The sequence below is a fragment of the Stenotrophomonas sp. YJH_SMC_69 genome (genome assembly GCF_059370495.1).
In genome coordinates, this window is the sequence record NZ_JCAFTS010000006.1 from 151,440 (window position 1) to 168,848 (window position 17,409).

Sequence of the window (17,409 nt, forward strand, 5' to 3'; positions counted from 1 at the left end):
GAGCCGAGCCCATGCTCGGCTGCCTCCTCGGGGGGCCAAGCCGAGCATGGGCTCGGCTCTACAAAACAGCGCTACCGCAGCGGCCTGCGATCAGGGAGAATCGACCGGTCCCTTCCAGCCGACGGGACGTCCTTACAACCCGCCGACTGGAGAGAGCGCGCGTGGAAGCAACCGTACACTTCATCAACAGCATCATCTGGAGCAAGGCACTGATCTTCGTGTGCCTGGGCGCCGGCCTGTTCTTCAGCCTGCGCACGCGCTTCATGCAGATCCGCGGCTTCTTCGAGATGTGCCGCCTCACCGTCAAGGGTGAGAAATCCGACGCCGGCGTGTCCTCGTTCCAGGCCCTGGCCATGTCGATGGCCGGCCGCATGGGCATCGGCAACATCGCCGGCGTGGCTACGGCCATCGCCTTCGGCGGCCCCGGTGCGATCTTCTGGATGTGGGTGATGGGCTTCCTCGGCGCGTCCACGTCGTATGTGGAATGCACCCTGGCGCAGATCTACAAGACCAAGGACGCCGAAGGCCGCTACCGCGGTGGCCCGGCGTACTACATCGAAAAGGCCATGGGCCTGAAGTGGTACGCGCTGGCCTTCGCCATCGCCACGATCATCGCCGCCGGCTTCCTGATGCCGGGCGTACAGGCCAACGCCATTGCCGACAGCATCATCAACGCCTGCCGTGGCACCGCGCTGTGCGGCCCGCTCGATGGCCAGGCCTTCGGCATGGAATCGGTGCAGGCGCTGAAGCTGGGCATCGGCATCGTGGTGGCGCTGCTGCTGGGCGTGGTGATCTTCGGTGGCGTCAAGCGCATCGCCAACTTCGCCGAAGTGGTGGTGCCGTTCATGGCCGCCGGTTTCATCCTGATGGCCATCATCATCATGATCATCAACTACGACCGCGTGCCGGAAATGTTCGGCATCATCTTCAAGAGTGCCTTCGGCACGCATGCCGCATTCGGCGCGATGATGGGCCTGGCGGTGGAGTGGGGCATCAAGCGCGGCATCTATGCCAACGAAGCCGGCCAGGGCTCGGGCCCGCATGCAGCGGCCGCCTCGGAAGTCTCGCACCCGGCCAAGCAGGGCTACGTGCAGGCCTTCGCGATCTACTTCGACACCATGATGGTGTGCACCGCCACCGCGTTCCTGATCCTGGCCAGTGGTACCTACAACGTGTACTCGCCGGTGGAGGGCGCCGCGCCGATCTTCCAGGGCCTGGCCGGTATTCCCGAAGGTGCGGGCTACGCCCAGGCCGGCGTGGAAGCGGTGCTGCCGGGCTGGGGTTCGGCGTTCGTGTCGGTGGCCATCTTCTTCTTCGCCTTCACCACCATCATGGCGTACTACTACATGGCCGAGACCAACCTCAGCTATGTGAACCACAACAGGAAGCGCCCGCTGACCGTGCTGGTGCTGCGCCTGGGCATCATCGGCATGGTGGTGTTCGGCGCGTTCCATAATGCGACCCTGGCCTGGGCGCTGGGTGACATCGGCGTCGGCCTGATGGCCTGGCTGAACATCATTGCCATCCTCATCATCCAGAAGCCGGCGATGCTGGCGCTGCGTGACTACGAACGACAGAAGAAGCTGGGCCTGGATCCGGTGTTCGACCCTGATGCCCTGGGCATCAAGAACGCCGATTTCTGGCGCCAGCGCAAGCAGGAGAGTGTGTAAGTGAACAACCCCTGGAACAACCGCCGCCCGTCCGCCCGTCCGCCGCGCGCAACGCCGTTGCCGCGCCCGGAGGTGCCGGCCACGGGCGGTGGTGGGCGCGGTGGCAGCGACGAGCTGCGCCTGTACGGCCTGAATGCCGTGCTGGCCGCGTTCGAAGCGCGGCCACAGGCGCTGCGCAAGCTGTACCTGCTGGAGGCGCGCATTCCGCGCCTGCAGCCGCTGCTGAAGTGGTGCGTGGCCAACCGCGTGGGGTATCGCGTGGTTGAAGACGGCGATCTGAACAAGCTTGCCGGCACCACCCACCACGAAGGCGTGGTGGCCGATGTGCTGCGCGCACCGGCGCTGCCGCTGGCGCAGTGGCTGGAGCAGGTCGGCGACGGCCCGGCGCTGGCGCTGTGGCTTGATGGCGTGGGCAACCCGCACAACCTCGGTGCGATCCTGCGCTCGGCCGCACACTTCGGCGCCAAGGCGCTGCTGCTGCCGGCCGGCAGCACGCTGGCGCTGTCCGGTGCCGCCGCGCGCGTGGCCGAGGGCGGTGCAGAAGCGGTGCCGCTGGTGCAGCTGCCGGAGACCGCCCAGGCGATGACGCAGCTGCGTGCGGCCGGCTTCGGCCTGGCGGCGACCCTGGTGGAGGGCGGTGACGACGTGTTCCGCACCTCGCTGCCGGCCCGCCTGGTGTATGTGATGGGCGCCGAAGGCGAGGGCATGGACCGCAGCCTGGCGGGAGCGTGCGACCAGCAGGTCTCGATTCCCGGCAGCGGCGCGGTGGAGAGCCTGAACGTGGCCTCGGCCACGGCGGTACTGCTGGCGCAGTGGGCGAGTCGCCGCGGCTGATCCGGTATCCCGGGTCGGATCCCTCGCCGCAGGCGAGGGCTCTGACCCCTTCCAGGGTCCGTAATTGCGTCAAGCGCGCATGATGTTTTGAAAGTTTCCTTATTGGTCAGCCGCTTCCGGCAACGCAGGGTGGAACTCCATCCCACGTTGTCCAGAAGAGGCTGCCATGCATCACCCACGCTGTATCCTCATCGCATTGCTGGTCCTGACCAGCGTCCTTGCCAACGGCCGTGCCGCAGCCAGCGAACGCAGCCTGGACGGCGTCAGCTTCACCGGGCCGCTGATCACCCCCAACCCGGCTGGCCTGCCGCAGGGCAACTGGTACATCGAACCCTATCTGGTGCGGATCGACAGCCGCGATCATTACGACGATGGCGGCCATCGCCGCCGCAGTGGGCAACGCAGCGGCGCATGGGCAACGGTGGTACCGATCATCTACGGCTTCAGCGACCGGGTGATGGGGCAGGTCAATCTCAGTGCATCGCGTGCCGAACAGGGCGGCGCGCGCAGCAGTGGTTTCCGTGCCGGTGACACCACCGCGCGCCTGCAGTACCTGTTGCAGGCGCCCAATGCCGATGGCACGCGTCCGGCCGTCTCGGTTGCGCTGGTGCAGCGCTTCAGCACCGGCAGCCATGACCGCATCACCGGCAATCCGCTCGATGCGCAGGGCGACGGTGTGCAGCGCACCACTGCCGCATTGGGCGTGCAGCAGGTGGTCTGGCTGGGTAACGACCGCCCGCTGCGCTGGCGTGCCCAGCTCAGCGCCGGGCCTGCGCCGTCGCGGACGGCGATCTCCGGGGCCAGCGTCTACGGCACCGACGACAGCTTCCAGGGGCACATCTCCCGGGGGTCGGTGCTGGGCCTGTCGGTCGGCGCCGAGTACAGCTTCAATCCGCGCTGGGTGGGCGTGATGGAAGTGGCCGCCAGCCGTGAGACCGGCCAGCGCCTGAGGGGTTTCGCGCGCAACCCCAGCGGTGGTTTCGAACGCATCGACGAGCATCGCCCGGCCAGCCGCAGCGTCACCCTGGCGCCGGCCGTGGAGTACCACTTCAGCCCGTCACTGGGCCTGATCGCCGGCGTCGAGTTCAGCGTGGCCGGCCGCAACACCGGCCGCATCATCAGCCCCCAGGTCGCCCTGGGCATGTTCTTCTGAGGGGCCGCCGATGAACATCGAATCCATCGTCAACGCGATCCTCGGCGTCGTCTGGAGCCCCTACCTGGTGGTGCTGTGCCTGCTCACCGGCCTGTACTTCAGCGTACGCACGCGCTTCATCCAGCTGCGTGCATTGCCGGACATGCTGCGCCTGATGTTCCGCCATGAGCGCTCCGATGCCGGCGTGTCGCCGTTCCAGGCGTTGTCCCTTTCGCTGTCCAGCCGCGTGGGCGTGGGCAACATCGCCGGCGTCGCCATGGCCATCGCCTTCGGCGGGCCCGGCGCGATCTTCTGGATGTGGATCGTCGCCTTCCTCGGCGCATCCAGTGCCTTCATCGAATCCACGCTCGCACAGATCTACAAGGAGCGCGACGGCAAGGGGCAGTACCGGGGTGGCCCGGCGTACTACATCGAAAAAGGCCTCGGCCAACGTTGGTATGCAGTGCTGTTCGCATTGGTGACGGTGCTGGCGGGCGCGATGCTGGCCGGCACGCAGTCCAATGCGATCACCAGTGCGGTGAACGAAGCCTGGGACGTGCCGGTGATGACCACCACGGCGGTTCTGCTGGTGGTGCTGGGTGCCATCCTCATCGGCGGTGTGCGGCGCATTGCGCGCGTGGCCGAATGGGTGGTGCCGCTGATGGCCGTGGCCTACCTGCTGGTCGCGGCGCTGGTGATGGTGCTCAACGCGGACAGGGTGCCGGAGGTGATCATGCTGGTGCTGCGCAGTGCATTCGGCGTGGATGCGGCGTTCGGCGCGATGATCGGCACCGCCATCCAGTGGGGCGTGCGCCGTGGCGTGCTGTCCAACGAGGCCGGCATGGGCAGTGGTGCGCATCCGGCCGCCGCCGCGGAAGTCTCGCATCCGGTCAAGCAGGGCCTGGTGCAGTCGTTCTCGGTCTACATCGACACAATGGTGGTGTGCAGTGCGACCGCCTTCCTGATCCTGTCCACCGGCCTGTACAACGTCTACGACCCGGCGGTGAACGGTATTCCGGATGAGGCGCGCCTGCTGCTGGGCAATCTGCCGGGTGTCGAAGCCGGGCCACGCTTCGTGCAGCACGCGGTGGAATCGACGCTGCCGGGCTTCGGCCGTTCGTTCGTGGCGCTGGCGATCCTGCCGTTTGCGTTCACCACCATCCTGGCGCTGTATTACATGGCCGAGACCAACGTCAGCTATCTGTGCCGCGATCGGCCGGCGGCGTGGCTGATGGGCGTCTTCCAGTTGCTGTTCCTGGCAGCGACCGGCTACTCGGCGGTGAACAGTGCCACAGTGGCCTGGTCGCTGGGCGACATCGGCGTCGGCCTGATGAGCTGGCTGAACATCATCGCCATCCTGCTGTTGCAAAGGCCTGCCCTGGCCGCACTGCGCGACTACGAGCAGCATCGCCAGGCTGGCAAGGATCCGCTGTTCAACCCGAAACTGCTGGGCGTGCGCAACACCAGCGTGTGGGAAGGCTGACAGGATCGGGGTCAGATCCCTCGCCAGGGCGAGGGCTCTGACCCACGCCATTGCCCGGTGGGTGCGAACCTCGGTTCGCACCGCTCTTCCCGCTGCACTCGCCGGGCATGGCCCGGCGCCAGCGCATCACTCGTTCGGCGGCGTGGTCGCCTTGGCCTCGCTGCCGAAGCTGCCGTCGGCTTCCGCCGCCAGGTAGGCGAACACCGTATACGCGGCCACGTTCTGCGCCAGTGCCTTCGGGTCGATCTTGTCCAGCGTGTCGTCGGCGGTGTGGTGCAGGTGGAAGTAGTCCGAGCCGTCCTGCGCCAGCCACGCCCACGCACCGCCCTTGGCGGCCAGCGGGCCGACGTCCGGGCCCGGGCCACCCTTGTCGGCCTGGTACTCGATGCCCAGCGGCTTCATTACTTCGGCAATCTGCTTCGTCGCTTCACGCGAGCCTTCCGGATTCGGTGAACCGGTATTGAAGGCGTAGATGCGGCCTGCGCCGAAGTCGCTCTCGGCGGCCAGCTGGTGCAGGGCCACGTCCTTCGCGTGCGCTTCGGCATAGGCCTTGCCGCCGTAGAGGCCCTGTTCCTCGTTGGCGAAGGCGATCACGCGGATGGTGCGCTTCGGTGCCTGCTTGAGCTGGCCGATCAGGTGGCCGGCGGCCATCGTGATGCCCACGCCCGCGCCGTCATCCACGGCGCCTGTGCCCAGGTCCCACGAATCCAGGTGACCACCGATCACCACCACTTCCTTCGGCAGGCTGCGGCCGGTGATCTCGCCGATCACGTTGTACGAGGTGGCGGTGCCGTCCCAGCCGCAATCCAGTGCCACCTTCACCGTGGTGCTGCCACGCGCCAGCAGGCGGGCCAGCTGGTCGGCATCAGGCACCGACAGCGCGGCCGACGGCACCGGGGTCAGGCCGTCATCGAAACGGGTGATGCCGGTGTGCGGCACGCGGTGCGAGTCGGTACCGGCCGAGCGCATCAGGAAGCCGACCGCGCCCTTGCGGATGGCTTCGGATGGGCCCTTGCTGCGGATCGCACCGCCGCGGCCGTAATCGCGGCCATCGCGGAAGGGCAGCATCTGGTAATCGACGAAGGCGATCTTGCCCTTCAGCGAACCTGCCGGTGCGGCCTGCAGCGCGGCCAGATCGGCGAAGCGCACCACCTCGGCTTCCACGGTGCCACCCGGGCTGCCGCCCAGTGCGGTGATCTGCAGCGGCTGCGGGTTCCTGCCGGTCACGGCGGCGTGTTCGCTGCGGCGCTCCCATTTCGGGAACGTCACCGGCTCCTTCCAGACCTTGTCGAAGCCCAGGGCCTTGAACTTGGCTTCGGCCCAGGCAACGGCGCGGGCATCGGCTTCGCTGCCGGCGATGCGCGGACCAATCTCGGTGGTGAGCGACTCGACCACCTTCCAGCCGGTGTCATCGGCCAGCGCCTGGTCGCGCAGCTGCGCGGCGGTCGCCAGCGAGGCGGGGGGCAGGGTGGTGGTGCGCGGTGCCGCGAAGGCCGGGGCGGCCAACAGGGCGAGGGAGGATGCGATGGCAAGGACGCGGCGACGCATGGACAACTCCGGGAAGGGACCTAAGCCTTGGAGCTTAACAGTCGTTCAGCCCGGCGCATGGGCGGGAGGTCATGGCTGGCGCGGATGCTGTTTTCCGCCAGATGCAGCAAAGCGAAAGCCCCGCCGGAGCGGGGCTTTCGCCTGCTTCTGTAGAGCCGAGCCCATGCTCGGCTGCCTTTTGCAGATCAGCCGAGCGTGGGCTCGGCTCTACAGGTGGGAGGGGCGCCCATAGGCGCCCGGTACCCTTACTTCTTCAGGCTGTCGCGGATCTCGCGCAGCAGCACCACTTCTTCGGCCGGCGCCGCCGGTGCCGCTTCCTTCTTGCGCGACAGGCGGTTGATCGCCTTGACCACGATGAAGATCGCGAAAGCCACGATCACGAACTGGATGACGGTGTTGATGAAGTCGCCGTAGCCAACCACCACCGCCGGGATCTCCTTGCCATCCGGTCCGAGCCGGGCTGGCGACAACGTCCAGGCCAGGCTGGAGAAGTCCACGCGGCCGATCAGGTAGCCCAGCGGTGGCATGATGATCTTCTCGACCAGTGCGGTCACGATCTTGCCGAAGGCCGCGCCGATCACCACGCCGACGGCGAGGTCGATGACGTTGCCGCGCATCGCGAATTCCTTGAACTCGGTGAGCATTCCCATTGTTGTTTTTCTCCGGTGGGGAAGTGGACAGCGCGCAGGGTAGCGCAGGTGATGTCAGCCGGCGATCACGCCGTGGCGTTCGGCCACGTTTTCCAGGCGCGCGCTGAAGCGGTCGCCGGGCTTGAGCGCGGCCACGCCAGACGGCGTGCCCATGAACACCAGGTCGCCGGCACGCAGCTGCCACAGCTTGGACAGCTCATGCAGGATCTCCGGCACGTTCCAGATCATCTGGTCGAGCAGTGCCTGCTGGCGCACCTCGCCGTTGACCTCCAGCGACAGGTTCAGCGCGGCCAGGTCGCCGACTTCCTCGGCGTGGACGATTTCGCTGATCGGCGCGGAGGCGTCGAAGCCCTTGGCCGCGTCCCACGGGTGGCCCTTGTCCTTGGCCGCGGCCTGCAGGTCGCGGCGGGTCAGGTCCAGGCCGACGGCATAGCCGTAGACCAGTGCGTCGGCGTCGGCCACGGCCAGCTCGCCGGCGGGCGCATCGCGGCCGATCGCCACCACCAGCTCCACTTCGTGGTGCAGGTTGGCGGTCGCTGGCGGGTAGGGGATTGCATCGTCGTGGCCGACCACGATCGCATCGGCCGGCTTGCTGAAGAACATCGGGCGGCCACGGTCATCGGCCGCCGGCACCGCCGCACCCATTTCGCGGGCGTGGTCGGCGAAATTGCGGCCGACGCAGTAGATACGGTGCACGGGGAAACTGCCACCACCGGCTACCGGCACACGCGGCAGGGCTACGGCAGGGATCACATCGGAGACATCGGACATGCGGGCATCCAGGAAGAGCGTGCCCGCAGTCTAGAACGCATGGCGCCCGCCGTCAGCGGGCGCGCAGGAGGTGGATCAGCGCGAGGCCGGCAACACCGGCTTGCGTACCACGCGGTACTCGCCTTCGACCACGGTCGGGTCGACCGGGCGGGCAACACCCGGCTTGCGCGAGGCCAGCAGCTTCCACGCCAGGCCGACCAGGATCATCGCCGCACCGACGAACACACCGATGAACACCATCGCGGCCAGGATCGCCAGGCCAAGCAGGCCCACGGCAACGCGCACCAGCGGGTGGCGCGGCTTGCGCGGCGCGAACAGGGTGCGGAACTGGTTGAAGGCGGATGCGCGATTGAACATGGCGGCTCGATAGGCTGGGATCAGCGAAACCAGAGTATCGGGACGCGCCACTGTCATTGAGTGAAAAACTCGTTAAATATAGCCTGTGCTTATTACGGATCAATGACTTGTGTTCATGTCGCAGCCAGTCACCTGAGTGGGCATGCGACAATGCGGGTTTACCGTACGAGCCTTCGCCATGACTGCCGCTGCTGCCCTGATCGCCCTGGATGCCATTGCCGATGGCGCGTTTGCCGAGGTCGAAGCGGTGGTCGATGGAGATGCTGAATCGCTGGTGCTGTACCGCGACGGCGCGCAGGTGCGCGCATTCCTGAACATCTGCCCGCATGCCGGCCGCCGCCTGGACTGGGCGCCGGGGCAGTTCCTGAAGAGCCGCGAGGGCCACCTGGTGTGCGCCGCGCATGGCGCGTCGTTCGCGCTGGACAGTGGCGACTGCATCGCCGGCCCGTGCAAGGGCGACCGCCTGCGCGCGGTGCCGGTGGACGTGCGCGACGGGCAGGTCTACCTGGCCTGAGGCTGGCTAGAGGGCGGATCCGTTTTCCGGAGGAAAACGGCTCTGACCCCATCACGCCAGGAGCAGTCGAGCACGGCTCGACGCTACAAAAGCCGTGTCGACCAAGGTCGACACCTACCAAAGCGATGCACGACGCCGTTCTGACAGATCGCGGCAACCTGCCATGCCACCGAATGCCAGCCTTTGACGTTGACGTTGATTCGGCGGGTGCAGGGCGCAGCCCTGCCAACAAACCCCAACCCTCAGAACATCAGGTTGATCATCAGCACCACCACGCAGGTGTAGATCAGCGACAACGGGCCGCCGACCCGCCACATCTCGCGCGGGGTGTAGTTGGCCGGGCCGGTGATCATCGAGATCACCGGGTTGGAGGCCGTCATCAGGTTGTTGGACGCCGACAGCGCCACGATCAGTGCGAACGCGGTCGGGTTGCCACCCGCCGCCAGTGCCAGGTTCACCGCAATGGGGACCATCACGATGGTCGCGCCCACATGGCTGATCACCAGCGAGAACGCCGTGGTCAGCAGCGCCAGCGCCACCTCCAGCACCCACACCGGAATGCCGGTCGGCAGCTTGTCGATGGTATGGCCGGCCACCCACGCGGCCGCACCGCTGGAGTCCATCGCCCAGCCGAGCGGAATCAGCCCGGCCATCATGAACACCGTCTTCCAGTTGATCGAGGCATAGGCCTCGTCCATGCGCAGCACGCCGGTCAGCAGCATGCCGGCCACGCCGGTCATCAGCGTCAGCGCCACCGGCAGCTTGCTGGTCAGCGCGATCAGGATGGTCAACGCGAAGATCGCCATCGCGATCTTGAACTTGTGCGGGCGCTGCTCGCCGGTCGGGTAGTCGGTCACCACCACGAAGTCGCGGCTCTTGGCAGCCTGCGCCAGGTCGGTCCAGATGCTGTGGAACACCAGCATGTCACCGGCGCGCAGCTGCACGTCACGCACGTCCTCGCGGATCACCTGCTTGTCACGGTTGATCGCCAGCAGGCTGATGCCGCGCTCCTTGCGCAGGCGCAGGTCGGCCGCACTCTTGCCGATCACGTTCGAGGTCGGCGGCACCACCGCCTCGGAAATGCCGGCGCGGCTGGGGTTGAACAGGTCGCCCAGGTGCTTCAGGCGCGAGGACATGCGCAGGAACTGGTTCTGCGCGAAGTCGCTGATCTGCTGGCGCGGGCCCATCGCACCGAGCACGCTGCCGACCCAGATGCGCATCTCCGCCGGCGGCGCCAGGCGGGTGTCATTGCCGGTCTTCAGGGCCAGCAGCAGTGGCGCATCGTGCAGGGTCTCGGCCTCGCCCAGGGTCATGCCGACCAGCGGGCTTTCGGCGCTGACCACCAGCTCGAACACATCGCCTTCGATGCCGTAGGTCTTGGCAAAGTAGCTCTCGGTTCGCGCCGGGGTGACCCCGTCGTTGACCAGGTTTTCTTCCTCGATCAGCTTGCGGTCGCCGTAGTAGCGGAAGTACAGCAGCGAGGCGACCAGCAGTGCCACGCCGATCGGCAGCGGCGCGAACATGCGCAGCGGCTCGATGGTGGCCAGGCCGGAGGGCAGGTTGTTGTTGGCCGAGGCCAGCAGATCGTTCAGCAGGATCAGCGGCGAATTGCCGACCATGGTCAGCGCGCCGCCCATCACGATCGCCGCCGAGATCGGCAGCAGCAGGCGCTGCATCGTCAGCCCGGTGCGCGCTGCCAGTCGCGAGGCGACCGGCAGGTACAACGCCATCACCGACGGGTTCTGCATGAAGGATGAGTTCAGGCCGGCGATGGCCGTGGTCATCATCAGCAGCCGCTGCTCGACACCGTGGCCGCGCCGCAGCAGCCAGGCGGCCAGCCGGTTCAGCGCCCCGGTGCGGTCCAGACCCGCACCGAGGATGGTGGTGGCGATGATGCTCATCACCGCGTTACCGGAGAAACCGCCGAAGATTTCCTCCGGCGCGATCAGTCCGGTGACACCGAGCACCACCAGCACCACCAGCGCGACCACGTCGGCGCGGATGCGCTCGAACAGGAACATCGCCATCGTGAAGCCGACCAGCCCGAGCACGAGCTTCATGTCGTTGGTCAGCGTCAGCGCGGTATCCATGTGGGGCGCGGCGTCCTCAGGCGATCGTCAGGTGCGGTCGTACAGCAGGTCCCAGACGCCATGGCCGAGCTTCTGGCCGCGGGTCTCGAAGTGGGTCTGCGGGCGCCAGTCCGGGCGCGGCACGCTGCCACGCGGGCCGGCACGGTTGACCAGGCCGGCGGTGGCATCGAGCACATCCCACATCTGCTCGGCGTAGTCTTCCCAGTCGGTCGCGCAGTGCAGGCGGCCACCCGGGCGCAGCTTGCGCACCAGCAGTTCGGCGAACGCCGGCTGCAGCAGGCGGCGCTTGTTGTGGCGCTTCTTGTGCCACGGGTCCGGGAAGTAGATGCGCACTTCATCGAGCGCGCCGTCGGCGATCTCGTTCTGCAGCACTTCCACCGCATCGTGGTGGTACAGGCGCACGTGGTCGGCATTGTCCTCGGCCAGCGCGTTCAGCAGACGGCCCACGCCCGGGGCGTGCACCTCGATGCCGATGTAGTCGCGCGACGGGTCGTGCTGGGCGGCGAAGCGCAGCGCGGCACCGTTGCCGAAGCCGATTTCCAGCACCTTGTGTGCCGGGCGGCCGAAGGTGGCGTCCAGGTCACGCAGCTGGCCGTTGTAATCGATGCCGAAGCGCGGCCAGCGTTCGTCGAACGCGCGCTGCTGGGCAGGGGTGAAGCGGCCCTGGCGCAACACGAAGCTGCGCACCTCGCGGCGGCCCTCGCTCACGGTGAAGGGCTTGGGCGGGGCCTTGGAACCGGCGCTGTCAAAAGGATTGGTCATCAGCCGATCAGCCCATCCACCGGCGAGGAGGCGCTGGCGTAGCGCTTGCGCGGGATGCGCCCGGCAAGGAAGGCCTCGCGACCGGCCTCGACCGCCTTGCGCATCGCACTGGCCATCAGCACCGGGCTGCGCGCACCGGCAATGGCGGTGTTCATCAGCACGCCGTCGCAGCCCAGCTCCATCGCGATCGCCGCATCCGAAGCGGTACCGACGCCGGCGTCGACGATGATCGGCACCTTGGCGTCTTCGATGATCTGCAGCAGGTTGTACTTGTTCTGGATGCCCAGGCCCGAGCCGATCGGCGCGGCCAGCGGCATCACCGCAGCGCAGCCGATCTCTTCCAGGCGCTTGGCCAGGATCGGGTCGTCGGAGGTATAGACCATCACCTCGAAACCGTCCTTGACCAGCTGCTCGGCGGCCTTCAGGGTCTGCATCACGTCCGGGTAAAGGGTCTTCTGGTCGCCCAGCACTTCCAGCTTGGTCAGGTTGTGGCCGTCCAGCAGCTCACGGGCCAGCCGGCAGGTACGCACGGCGTCCTCGGCGGTGTAGCAGCCGGCGGTGTTGGGCAGGATGGTGAAGCGCTCCGGCGGCAGCACGTCCAGCAGGTTCGGCTCGCCCGGGTTCTGCCCGATGTTGGTGCGGCGGATGGCCACGGTGACGATCTGGGCGCCAGCGGCCTCGGTGGCCACGCGGGTTTCTTCCAGGTCCTTGAACTTGCCGGTGCCGGTCAGCAGCCGCGAGCCATAGGTCTTGCCGGCGATCACCAGCGAATCGGGGGAGACATGAACGTTCATGGCGCGATTATCGCTTATCCGCCTGAAGATGGGGTCACGCAGAGGGCGGGGTCGAGCGTGGGGTCAGATCCCTTTGTCATCGGCAAAGGGATCTGACCCCTGAACAGCCGCGCAGGCCTCAGCCCCCGCCCAGCGCGTGCACGATCTCCACCACGTCGCCTTCGGCCAGGACGTGCTCGCCATGGCGGCTGCGGCTGACGATCTCGCCGTTGACCTCCACCGCCACCCGGCGCTGCAGCAGCTGCTCGGCCTGCAGCAGGTCGTGGAGGGTCGCCGAAGCGGGCAGGGTACGGGGTTCGCCGTTGAGCTGGATGTTCATCGCCGCATTGTCGCCGATGGCCTGCGCGGATCGGAACCCTTGCAAATTTCGTTGATCGCCAGCCCCGGCACAGCGTGGTCCAGCGCCCTCAGGCGACAATCCATGCGGCGGCGCAGCGTGAGCAAAACGCGGCGCAGTGGAACCATTCACCGTGCGCCGGCGTACGTCCGCCGGGTCCTCAACGATATCCCCACAGGAGTTTTTTACATGCTGCTCAGCAAACGCCCGATCCGCTCCCTGATGGCGGCCGCGATCGCGCTGGCCGCGCTTCCGGCCATGGCAGGCGAATCCCCCTATTCCAAGGCCGTGTTCTTCGGTGACAGCCTGACCGACGCTGGCTATTTCCGCCCGCTGCTGCCGGCCGATGTGCGTCCGGTGACCGGCCAGTTCACCACCAACCCGGGTTGGGTGTGGGCGCAGCAGGTCGCCAACTACTACGGCCTCAACGGCACGCCCAACGGCAATGGCCAGAACGGTGACAACTACGCCGTCGGCGGCGCCCGTGTATCGGCCGACGAAGCGGGTGGCCTCGGAGCCATTCCGTCGCTGAAGTCGCAGGCGACCCGTTACCTTGCTGCGAATGGTGGCAAGGCTGACGCCAATGCCCTGTACACCGTATGGGGCGGTGCCAATGATCTGTTCGCGGCCACGCGCGCAGCGGCCGGTGGTGCCTCGCAGGCCCAGGTGCAGGGCATCATCGGCGCCGCGGTCATCGACCAGATCGCGCTGGTGGGCGCCCTGAAGCAGGCCGGTGCCCAGTACGTGCTCGTGCCGAATCTGCCGGACGTGGGCATCACTCCGCAGTTCCGTGGCCCCAACGCCGCCGCCGCCACTGCACTGTCGGCCGGTTACAACAAGGCCCTGTACGGTGGTCTGAAGCAGGCGGGCATCGAGTTCATTCCGCTCGACACCTTCAGCATCCTGCGTGAAGTGACCGCCAACCCGGGCATGTACGGCTTCACCAACGTCACCAGCACCGCCTGCAAGATCGATCCGGCCAACTCGACGCAGAGCATCCTGACCTGCAACCCGACCAGCTACGTCAGCCCGGATGCGGCCAACACCTACCTGTTTGCCGATGGCGTGCACCCGACCACTGCCGGTCATCAGCTGCTGGGCCAGTACGCGGTCTCGGTGCTGGAAGGCCCGCGCCTGCAGCAGGTGCTGAGCCACTCGGCACAGACCATCGGCCGCTCGCGCGCCGACCAGGTCAGCATGCACCTGGGTGGTCGGCCGGCTGACGGCCTGTCCTGGTGGGGGGGCGTGCGTGGCGACCTGCAGCGCTACGACCACGCCGACCTGTACGACGGCCTGGCCCCGGCCGGCCTGTTCGGTATCGACTGGGCCCGCGACGGCATGGTGTTCGGCGGTTTCGCCGGCTTCGGCCGCCTCAGCGCCGACTTCGGCAACAGCCGTGGCGACTTCACCCAGAAGGACACCACCGCAGGTCTGTTCGCCGGCTGGTACGGCGATCGCATCTGGGTGAACGGCCAGGTCAGCTACACCTGGCTGTCCTATGACGTTAACCGCAAGGTCCAGCTGGGCCCGGCCACCCGTGAGCATGGTGGTTCGCCGGACGGCAGCAACCTGACCGCCGCCCTGAACGCCGGTTACGAGTTCGGCACCGAAGGCGGCTTCCGCCACGGCCCGATCGCCTCGGTGATCTGGCAGAAGGTGAAGATCGACGGCTACACCGAAAGCGCCGCGGCCGGCACCCTGGCCACCGCACTGGGCTACGACCGCCAGAACGTCGATTCGACCGTCGGCCGCCTCGGCTGGCAGGCCCGCTTCGATGGCGGCGCCGTCAAGCCGTACGCGCAGGTGACCTACGATCACGAGTTCGAGGACACCAAGCAGGCCAGCGCCTGGTTGAAGACCCTGCCGGAACTGGGCAGCTACCGCGTGCCGGGCCTGAAGTTCGACAAGAACTACGCCACCGTCGTGCTGGGCGCCCGCACCGAGCTGTTTGGCCTGCAGAGCAACTTCGGCCTGAGCGCTTCGACCGGCCAGAAGCGCGCGCAGGACGCTACCCTGTTCGCCAACTTCAGCGGCACGTTCTAAGCAGCACCCGCCGGGGTCGGATCCCTTTCCGAAAGGAAAGGGCTCTGACCTGTTGCGCCGGGGGTCGGATCCGTTTCCGCCAGGAAACGGCTCTGACCCCATTGCGGCATGCTGCCATTGCGCAACACTGGCCCAACCGCATAGACTTTCACCGCGCACTGCGGGCGTAGCTCAATGGTAGAGCTGTAGCTTCCCAAGCTACTGACGTGGGTTCGATTCCCATCGCCCGCTCCAATCGCGCCACGCGCGTAGACAGAAGGCCGCTCATCAGCGGCCTTCTTCATTTCTGATTAGTTTCATATCCACGCCCATACGCGCCCGGTTAGCGTTGCCGCATTTCCTACACGGAAGCAGCGCATGGAAACGAAGGACGACGTCGTCGGCAGCCTTCATGAGATCTACAAGAACTCCGGTGCCGGCACCTCCCGCCAGCTGGAGGCAGTGCGCGCACTGGGTCGCGCCGGTGGGCCGAAGGCCGCGCAGCTTCTGTGGCAGATCTATGAGGGGACCTCGGCCGGATCGGTCACGCAGATGGCCTGCATCGCAGCGCTGGGTGAATCCGCGCGCGGGTTCTGAAGCGGAACCAGCCCGCATGGTGATGCGGGCCTGTGGTGTATCCGGCGACGGTTACTCTTTCGCCGGAATCGTCGCCGCAGGAGCCGGCCACTACCGGCGCAGGCAGCACGGGCCAGGCATCATCCACCCGCCACACGCCCGCGCTATGCTTCGCGCCTGCCGACCGATCCCACCGCGATGAAGCTCGCCATCCTGTCCCGCAACAGCTCCCTGTATTCCACCCGTCGGCTGGTCGAGGCGGCGCGCGCGCGCGGCCACACCGTGCGCATCCTGGACCCGTTGCGCTGCTACATGCGCATCGCCGCCGATGGCTTTTCCATGCACTACAAGGGCCGGCCAATGACCGGCGTGGACATGGTCATTCCGCGCATCGGTGCCTCGATCACCCGCTACGGCACCGCGGTGCTGCGCCAGTTCGAGCTGATGGGCGCGCGCACGCCCAATCCGTCCGACGCCATCCTGCGTTCGCGCGACAAGCTGCGCGCGCACCAGCTGCTGGCGGCCAAGGGCATCGACATGCCGGTCACCGTGTTCGGCGACAACCCCGACGACACCGTCGACCTGCTGTCCATGCTGGGCCCGCCGCCGCACGTGGTGAAGCTCAATGAAGGCACCCAGGGGCGCGGCGTGATCCTGACCGAGAAGGCCAGTGCCTCGCGCGGCATCGTCGAAGCGCTGCGCGGCCTGTACGCCAACTTCCTGATGCAGGAATTCATCGGCGAGGCCAAGGGGGCCGACCTGCGCTGCTTCGTGGTGGGCGACCAGGTGGTGGCGTCGATGCAGCGGCAGGCACCGGAGGGCGACTTCCGCTCCAACCTGCACGCCGGGGGTACCGCCGTGGCGGCCAAGGCCAGCCGTGCCGAGCAGCAGGTGGCGGTGCGTTCGGCGAAGGCGCTGGGCCTGTCGGTCTGCGGCGTGGACCTGATCCGTTCCGCGCGCGGCCCGCTGGTGCTGGAGGTCAACTCCACGCCCGGGCTGGAAGGCATCGAAGCGGCCTGCGGGGTCGACGTGGCGACACGCATCATCGAGCACGTAGAGAAGATCAAAAAACCCTGATTATCCATGGGGTTATGATTCTCACCGGCAAATGATCCGGGCCTTTAACGAGGCTTTAATCGGATCGGGCGTAGGCTTCAGCGAACCGCAGCTCTGCCTCTCAGCAGGATCGGTATCGGGATACGACTTCAGGCCCAGGCGGGTGCACCGTCTGGGCCTTTTTTATGCCTGTCGGCCCCATGCCCAAGGTCTCTTGTGGAGGCCGCGTGACGGTCGTAGAGTTGGCCCTTCGTTCCGGGATGGATCGGGAGGTTGGCGATGTACCGCATCATGATGATCGCGTTGCTGCTGGGCCTGTCTGGCGCTGTTGCCGCCAAGCCGGAGAAAGTGGCTGTACAGATGGACCGGCAGGGGTCGGTCGCCGAGCAGATGCGTCAGGTGGAAACCGCCCTGGCCGCCCCCGACTATGCCGAACTGTCCGCCGAGGATCGCGGCCAGGTGCAGCAGTCGCTGTCGCGTATCCGCCAGCACATGGGCGAACGCCAGACCGTGCAGGAGCTGCCGCCGCAGCTGCAGGCCGAGGTCTTCAACGAGCAGGAACGCATCAACACCCTGTTGGCGCGTGGCCATGAAGACAGCCGGCAGATCTGCAGGTACGAACGCACCACCGGCAGCAACATGCCCAAGAGCCGCTGCCTGACCGTGGCCGAACGGCGCCGGATCGAAGAGAAAGGCAAGGCGCTGATCAACGACCAGCGCAGCTACAACACGCTCAGCCCACCGCCCGCCGGGCGTTGACCGCACCGCCCTTCGGCCCATCGAGCGTGCTGTGACGGCGCATCGGTGGCACCG

Annotated in this window: 17 protein-coding genes and 1 tRNA gene; 10 read left to right on the forward strand and 8 right to left on the reverse strand. The window is 67.1% G+C overall.

Translation table 11 applies throughout. The features are described from left to right. The first annotated feature begins 161 nt into the window (after positions 1-161). The 4 genes from AC5P8F_RS12530 to AC5P8F_RS12545 all read left to right on the forward strand — a co-directional run bounded on the left by AC5P8F_RS12530 (position 162) and on the right by AC5P8F_RS12545 (position 5,119). Entirely contained in the window at positions 162-1,670 is a 1,509-nt protein-coding gene (locus AC5P8F_RS12530; protein WP_049440417.1) for an alanine/glycine:cation symporter family protein, read from the forward strand. Beyond that, a complete protein-coding gene (locus tag AC5P8F_RS12535; RefSeq protein WP_046432259.1) occupies positions 1,671-2,504 on the forward strand; it encodes a TrmH family RNA methyltransferase in 834 nt (277 codons plus the stop codon). A gap of 166 nt (positions 2,505-2,670) precedes the next feature. Further along, a complete protein-coding gene (locus tag AC5P8F_RS12540) occupies positions 2,671-3,657 on the forward strand; it encodes a hypothetical protein (protein ID WP_262093309.1) in 987 nt (328 codons plus the stop codon). A gap of 10 nt (positions 3,658-3,667) precedes the next feature. After that, positions 3,668-5,119, forward strand: a complete 1,452-nt coding sequence (locus AC5P8F_RS12545) for an alanine/glycine:cation symporter family protein (protein ID WP_049440414.1) — start codon at positions 3,668-3,670, stop codon at positions 5,117-5,119. Between the two features lie 126 nt (positions 5,120-5,245). Here the strand turns inward: AC5P8F_RS12545 and AC5P8F_RS12550 are convergent, their stop codons facing one another. The 4 genes from AC5P8F_RS12550 to AC5P8F_RS12565 form a co-directional block, all read right to left on the reverse strand. Next, positions 5,246-6,667 carry a M28 family peptidase gene (locus AC5P8F_RS12550; RefSeq protein WP_032957185.1) on the reverse strand — a complete coding sequence of 474 codons (1,422 nt, stop codon included), beginning with the start codon at positions 6,665-6,667 and terminating at the stop codon, positions 5,246-5,248. Positions 6,668-6,912: 245 nt separating this feature from the next. Continuing rightward, positions 6,913-7,317, reverse strand: coding sequence for a large-conductance mechanosensitive channel protein MscL (gene mscL / locus AC5P8F_RS12555; protein WP_005418809.1), 405 nt, complete (start codon positions 7,315-7,317; stop codon positions 6,913-6,915). Between the two features lie 54 nt (positions 7,318-7,371). Further along, positions 7,372-8,088: a fumarylacetoacetate hydrolase family protein gene (locus AC5P8F_RS12560; RefSeq protein ID WP_019660190.1), complete on the reverse strand. Its 717-nt coding sequence runs from the start codon at positions 8,086-8,088 to the stop codon at positions 7,372-7,374. A 75-nt stretch (positions 8,089-8,163) separates the two neighbouring features. Beyond that, a complete protein-coding gene (locus AC5P8F_RS12565) occupies positions 8,164-8,445 on the reverse strand; it encodes a hypothetical protein (protein ID WP_005410817.1) in 282 nt (93 codons plus the stop codon). Between the two features lie 178 nt (positions 8,446-8,623). On the opposite strand from AC5P8F_RS12565, the gene AC5P8F_RS12570 reads away from it, so the two are divergent. After that, a complete protein-coding gene (locus AC5P8F_RS12570; protein ID WP_012511947.1) occupies positions 8,624-8,959 on the forward strand; it encodes a Rieske (2Fe-2S) protein in 336 nt (111 codons plus the stop codon). Positions 8,960-9,201: 242 nt separating this feature from the next. On the opposite strand, the gene AC5P8F_RS12575 is transcribed toward AC5P8F_RS12570, so the two are convergent. The 4 genes from AC5P8F_RS12575 to thiS all read right to left on the reverse strand — a co-directional run bounded on the left by AC5P8F_RS12575 (position 9,202) and on the right by thiS (position 12,924). Beyond that, entirely contained in the window at positions 9,202-11,049 is a 1,848-nt protein-coding gene (locus AC5P8F_RS12575; RefSeq protein WP_032957191.1) for an SLC13 family permease, read from the reverse strand. A gap of 27 nt (positions 11,050-11,076) precedes the next feature. Next, on the reverse strand, positions 11,077-11,811 hold the full coding sequence (trmB, locus tag AC5P8F_RS12580) for a tRNA (guanosine(46)-N7)-methyltransferase TrmB (protein WP_014648215.1): 735 nt from the start codon (positions 11,809-11,811) through the stop codon (positions 11,077-11,079). Further along, positions 11,811-12,605 carry a thiazole synthase gene (locus AC5P8F_RS12585; protein WP_495228283.1) on the reverse strand — a complete coding sequence of 265 codons (795 nt, stop codon included), beginning with the start codon at positions 12,603-12,605 and terminating at the stop codon, positions 11,811-11,813. Before AC5P8F_RS12585 ends, trmB begins: the two co-directional genes overlap by 1 nt. Positions 12,606-12,723: 118 nt before the next feature. Continuing rightward, positions 12,724-12,924, reverse strand: a complete 201-nt coding sequence (gene thiS / locus AC5P8F_RS12590; RefSeq protein WP_005418796.1) for a sulfur carrier protein ThiS — start codon at positions 12,922-12,924, stop codon at positions 12,724-12,726. Positions 12,925-13,131: 207 nt separating this feature from the next. Between thiS and AC5P8F_RS12595 the strand changes: the two genes are divergently transcribed. The 5 genes from AC5P8F_RS12595 (at position 13,132) to AC5P8F_RS12615 (ending at position 17,355) form a co-directional block, all read left to right on the forward strand. Next, positions 13,132-14,985, forward strand: a complete 1,854-nt coding sequence (locus AC5P8F_RS12595; RefSeq protein ID WP_495228285.1) for an autotransporter outer membrane beta-barrel domain-containing protein — start codon at positions 13,132-13,134, stop codon at positions 14,983-14,985. Between the two features lie 160 nt (positions 14,986-15,145). Then, positions 15,146-15,219, forward strand: a tRNA-Gly gene (locus tag AC5P8F_RS12600). A 123-nt stretch (positions 15,220-15,342) separates the two neighbouring features. Beyond that, positions 15,343-15,561, forward strand: coding sequence for a hypothetical protein (locus AC5P8F_RS12605; protein ID WP_049440387.1), 219 nt, complete (start codon positions 15,343-15,345; stop codon positions 15,559-15,561). A 177-nt stretch (positions 15,562-15,738) separates the two neighbouring features. Next, a complete protein-coding gene (gene rimK / locus AC5P8F_RS12610; protein ID WP_005418651.1) occupies positions 15,739-16,617 on the forward strand; it encodes a 30S ribosomal protein S6--L-glutamate ligase in 879 nt (292 codons plus the stop codon). A gap of 258 nt (positions 16,618-16,875) precedes the next feature. Beyond that, entirely contained in the window at positions 16,876-17,355 is a 480-nt protein-coding gene (locus AC5P8F_RS12615) for a hypothetical protein (RefSeq protein WP_032957208.1), read from the forward strand. Positions 17,356-17,409 lie beyond the last annotated feature (54 nt).

Bases quoted from the DNA above. Each gene is read 5' to 3' on its own strand.
- AC5P8F_RS12540 (WP_262093309.1), top strand. From the start codon at position 2,671: ATGCATCACCCACGCTGTATCCTCATCGCATTGCTGGTCCTGACCAGC.
- AC5P8F_RS12545 (WP_049440414.1), top strand. From the start codon at position 3,668: ATGAACATCGAATCCATCGTCAACGCGATCCTCGGCGTCGTCTGGAGC.
- AC5P8F_RS12550 (WP_032957185.1), bottom strand. From the start codon at position 6,667: ATGCGTCGCCGCGTCCTTGCCATCGCATCCTCCCTCGCCCTGTTGGCC.
- mscL (WP_005418809.1), bottom strand. From the start codon at position 7,317: ATGGGAATGCTCACCGAGTTCAAGGAATTCGCGATGCGCGGCAACGTC.
- AC5P8F_RS12560 (WP_019660190.1), bottom strand. From the start codon at position 8,088: ATGTCCGATGTCTCCGATGTGATCCCTGCCGTAGCCCTGCCGCGTGTG.
- AC5P8F_RS12565 (WP_005410817.1), bottom strand. From the start codon at position 8,445: ATGTTCAATCGCGCATCCGCCTTCAACCAGTTCCGCACCCTGTTCGCG.
- AC5P8F_RS12570 (WP_012511947.1), top strand. From the start codon at position 8,624: ATGACTGCCGCTGCTGCCCTGATCGCCCTGGATGCCATTGCCGATGGC.
- AC5P8F_RS12575 (WP_032957191.1), bottom strand. From the start codon at position 11,049: ATGGATACCGCGCTGACGCTGACCAACGACATGAAGCTCGTGCTCGGG.
- trmB (WP_014648215.1), bottom strand. From the start codon at position 11,811: ATGACCAATCCTTTTGACAGCGCCGGTTCCAAGGCCCCGCCCAAGCCC.
- AC5P8F_RS12585 (WP_495228283.1), bottom strand. From the start codon at position 12,605: ATGAACGTTCATGTCTCCCCCGATTCGCTGGTGATCGCCGGCAAGACC.
- thiS (WP_005418796.1), bottom strand. From the start codon at position 12,924: ATGAACATCCAGCTCAACGGCGAACCCCGTACCCTGCCCGCTTCGGCG.
- AC5P8F_RS12595 (WP_495228285.1), top strand. From the start codon at position 13,132: ATGCTGCTCAGCAAACGCCCGATCCGCTCCCTGATGGCGGCCGCGATC.
- AC5P8F_RS12605 (WP_049440387.1), top strand. From the start codon at position 15,343: ATGGAAACGAAGGACGACGTCGTCGGCAGCCTTCATGAGATCTACAAG.
- rimK (WP_005418651.1), top strand. From the start codon at position 15,739: ATGAAGCTCGCCATCCTGTCCCGCAACAGCTCCCTGTATTCCACCCGT.
- AC5P8F_RS12615 (WP_032957208.1), top strand. From the start codon at position 16,876: ATGTACCGCATCATGATGATCGCGTTGCTGCTGGGCCTGTCTGGCGCT.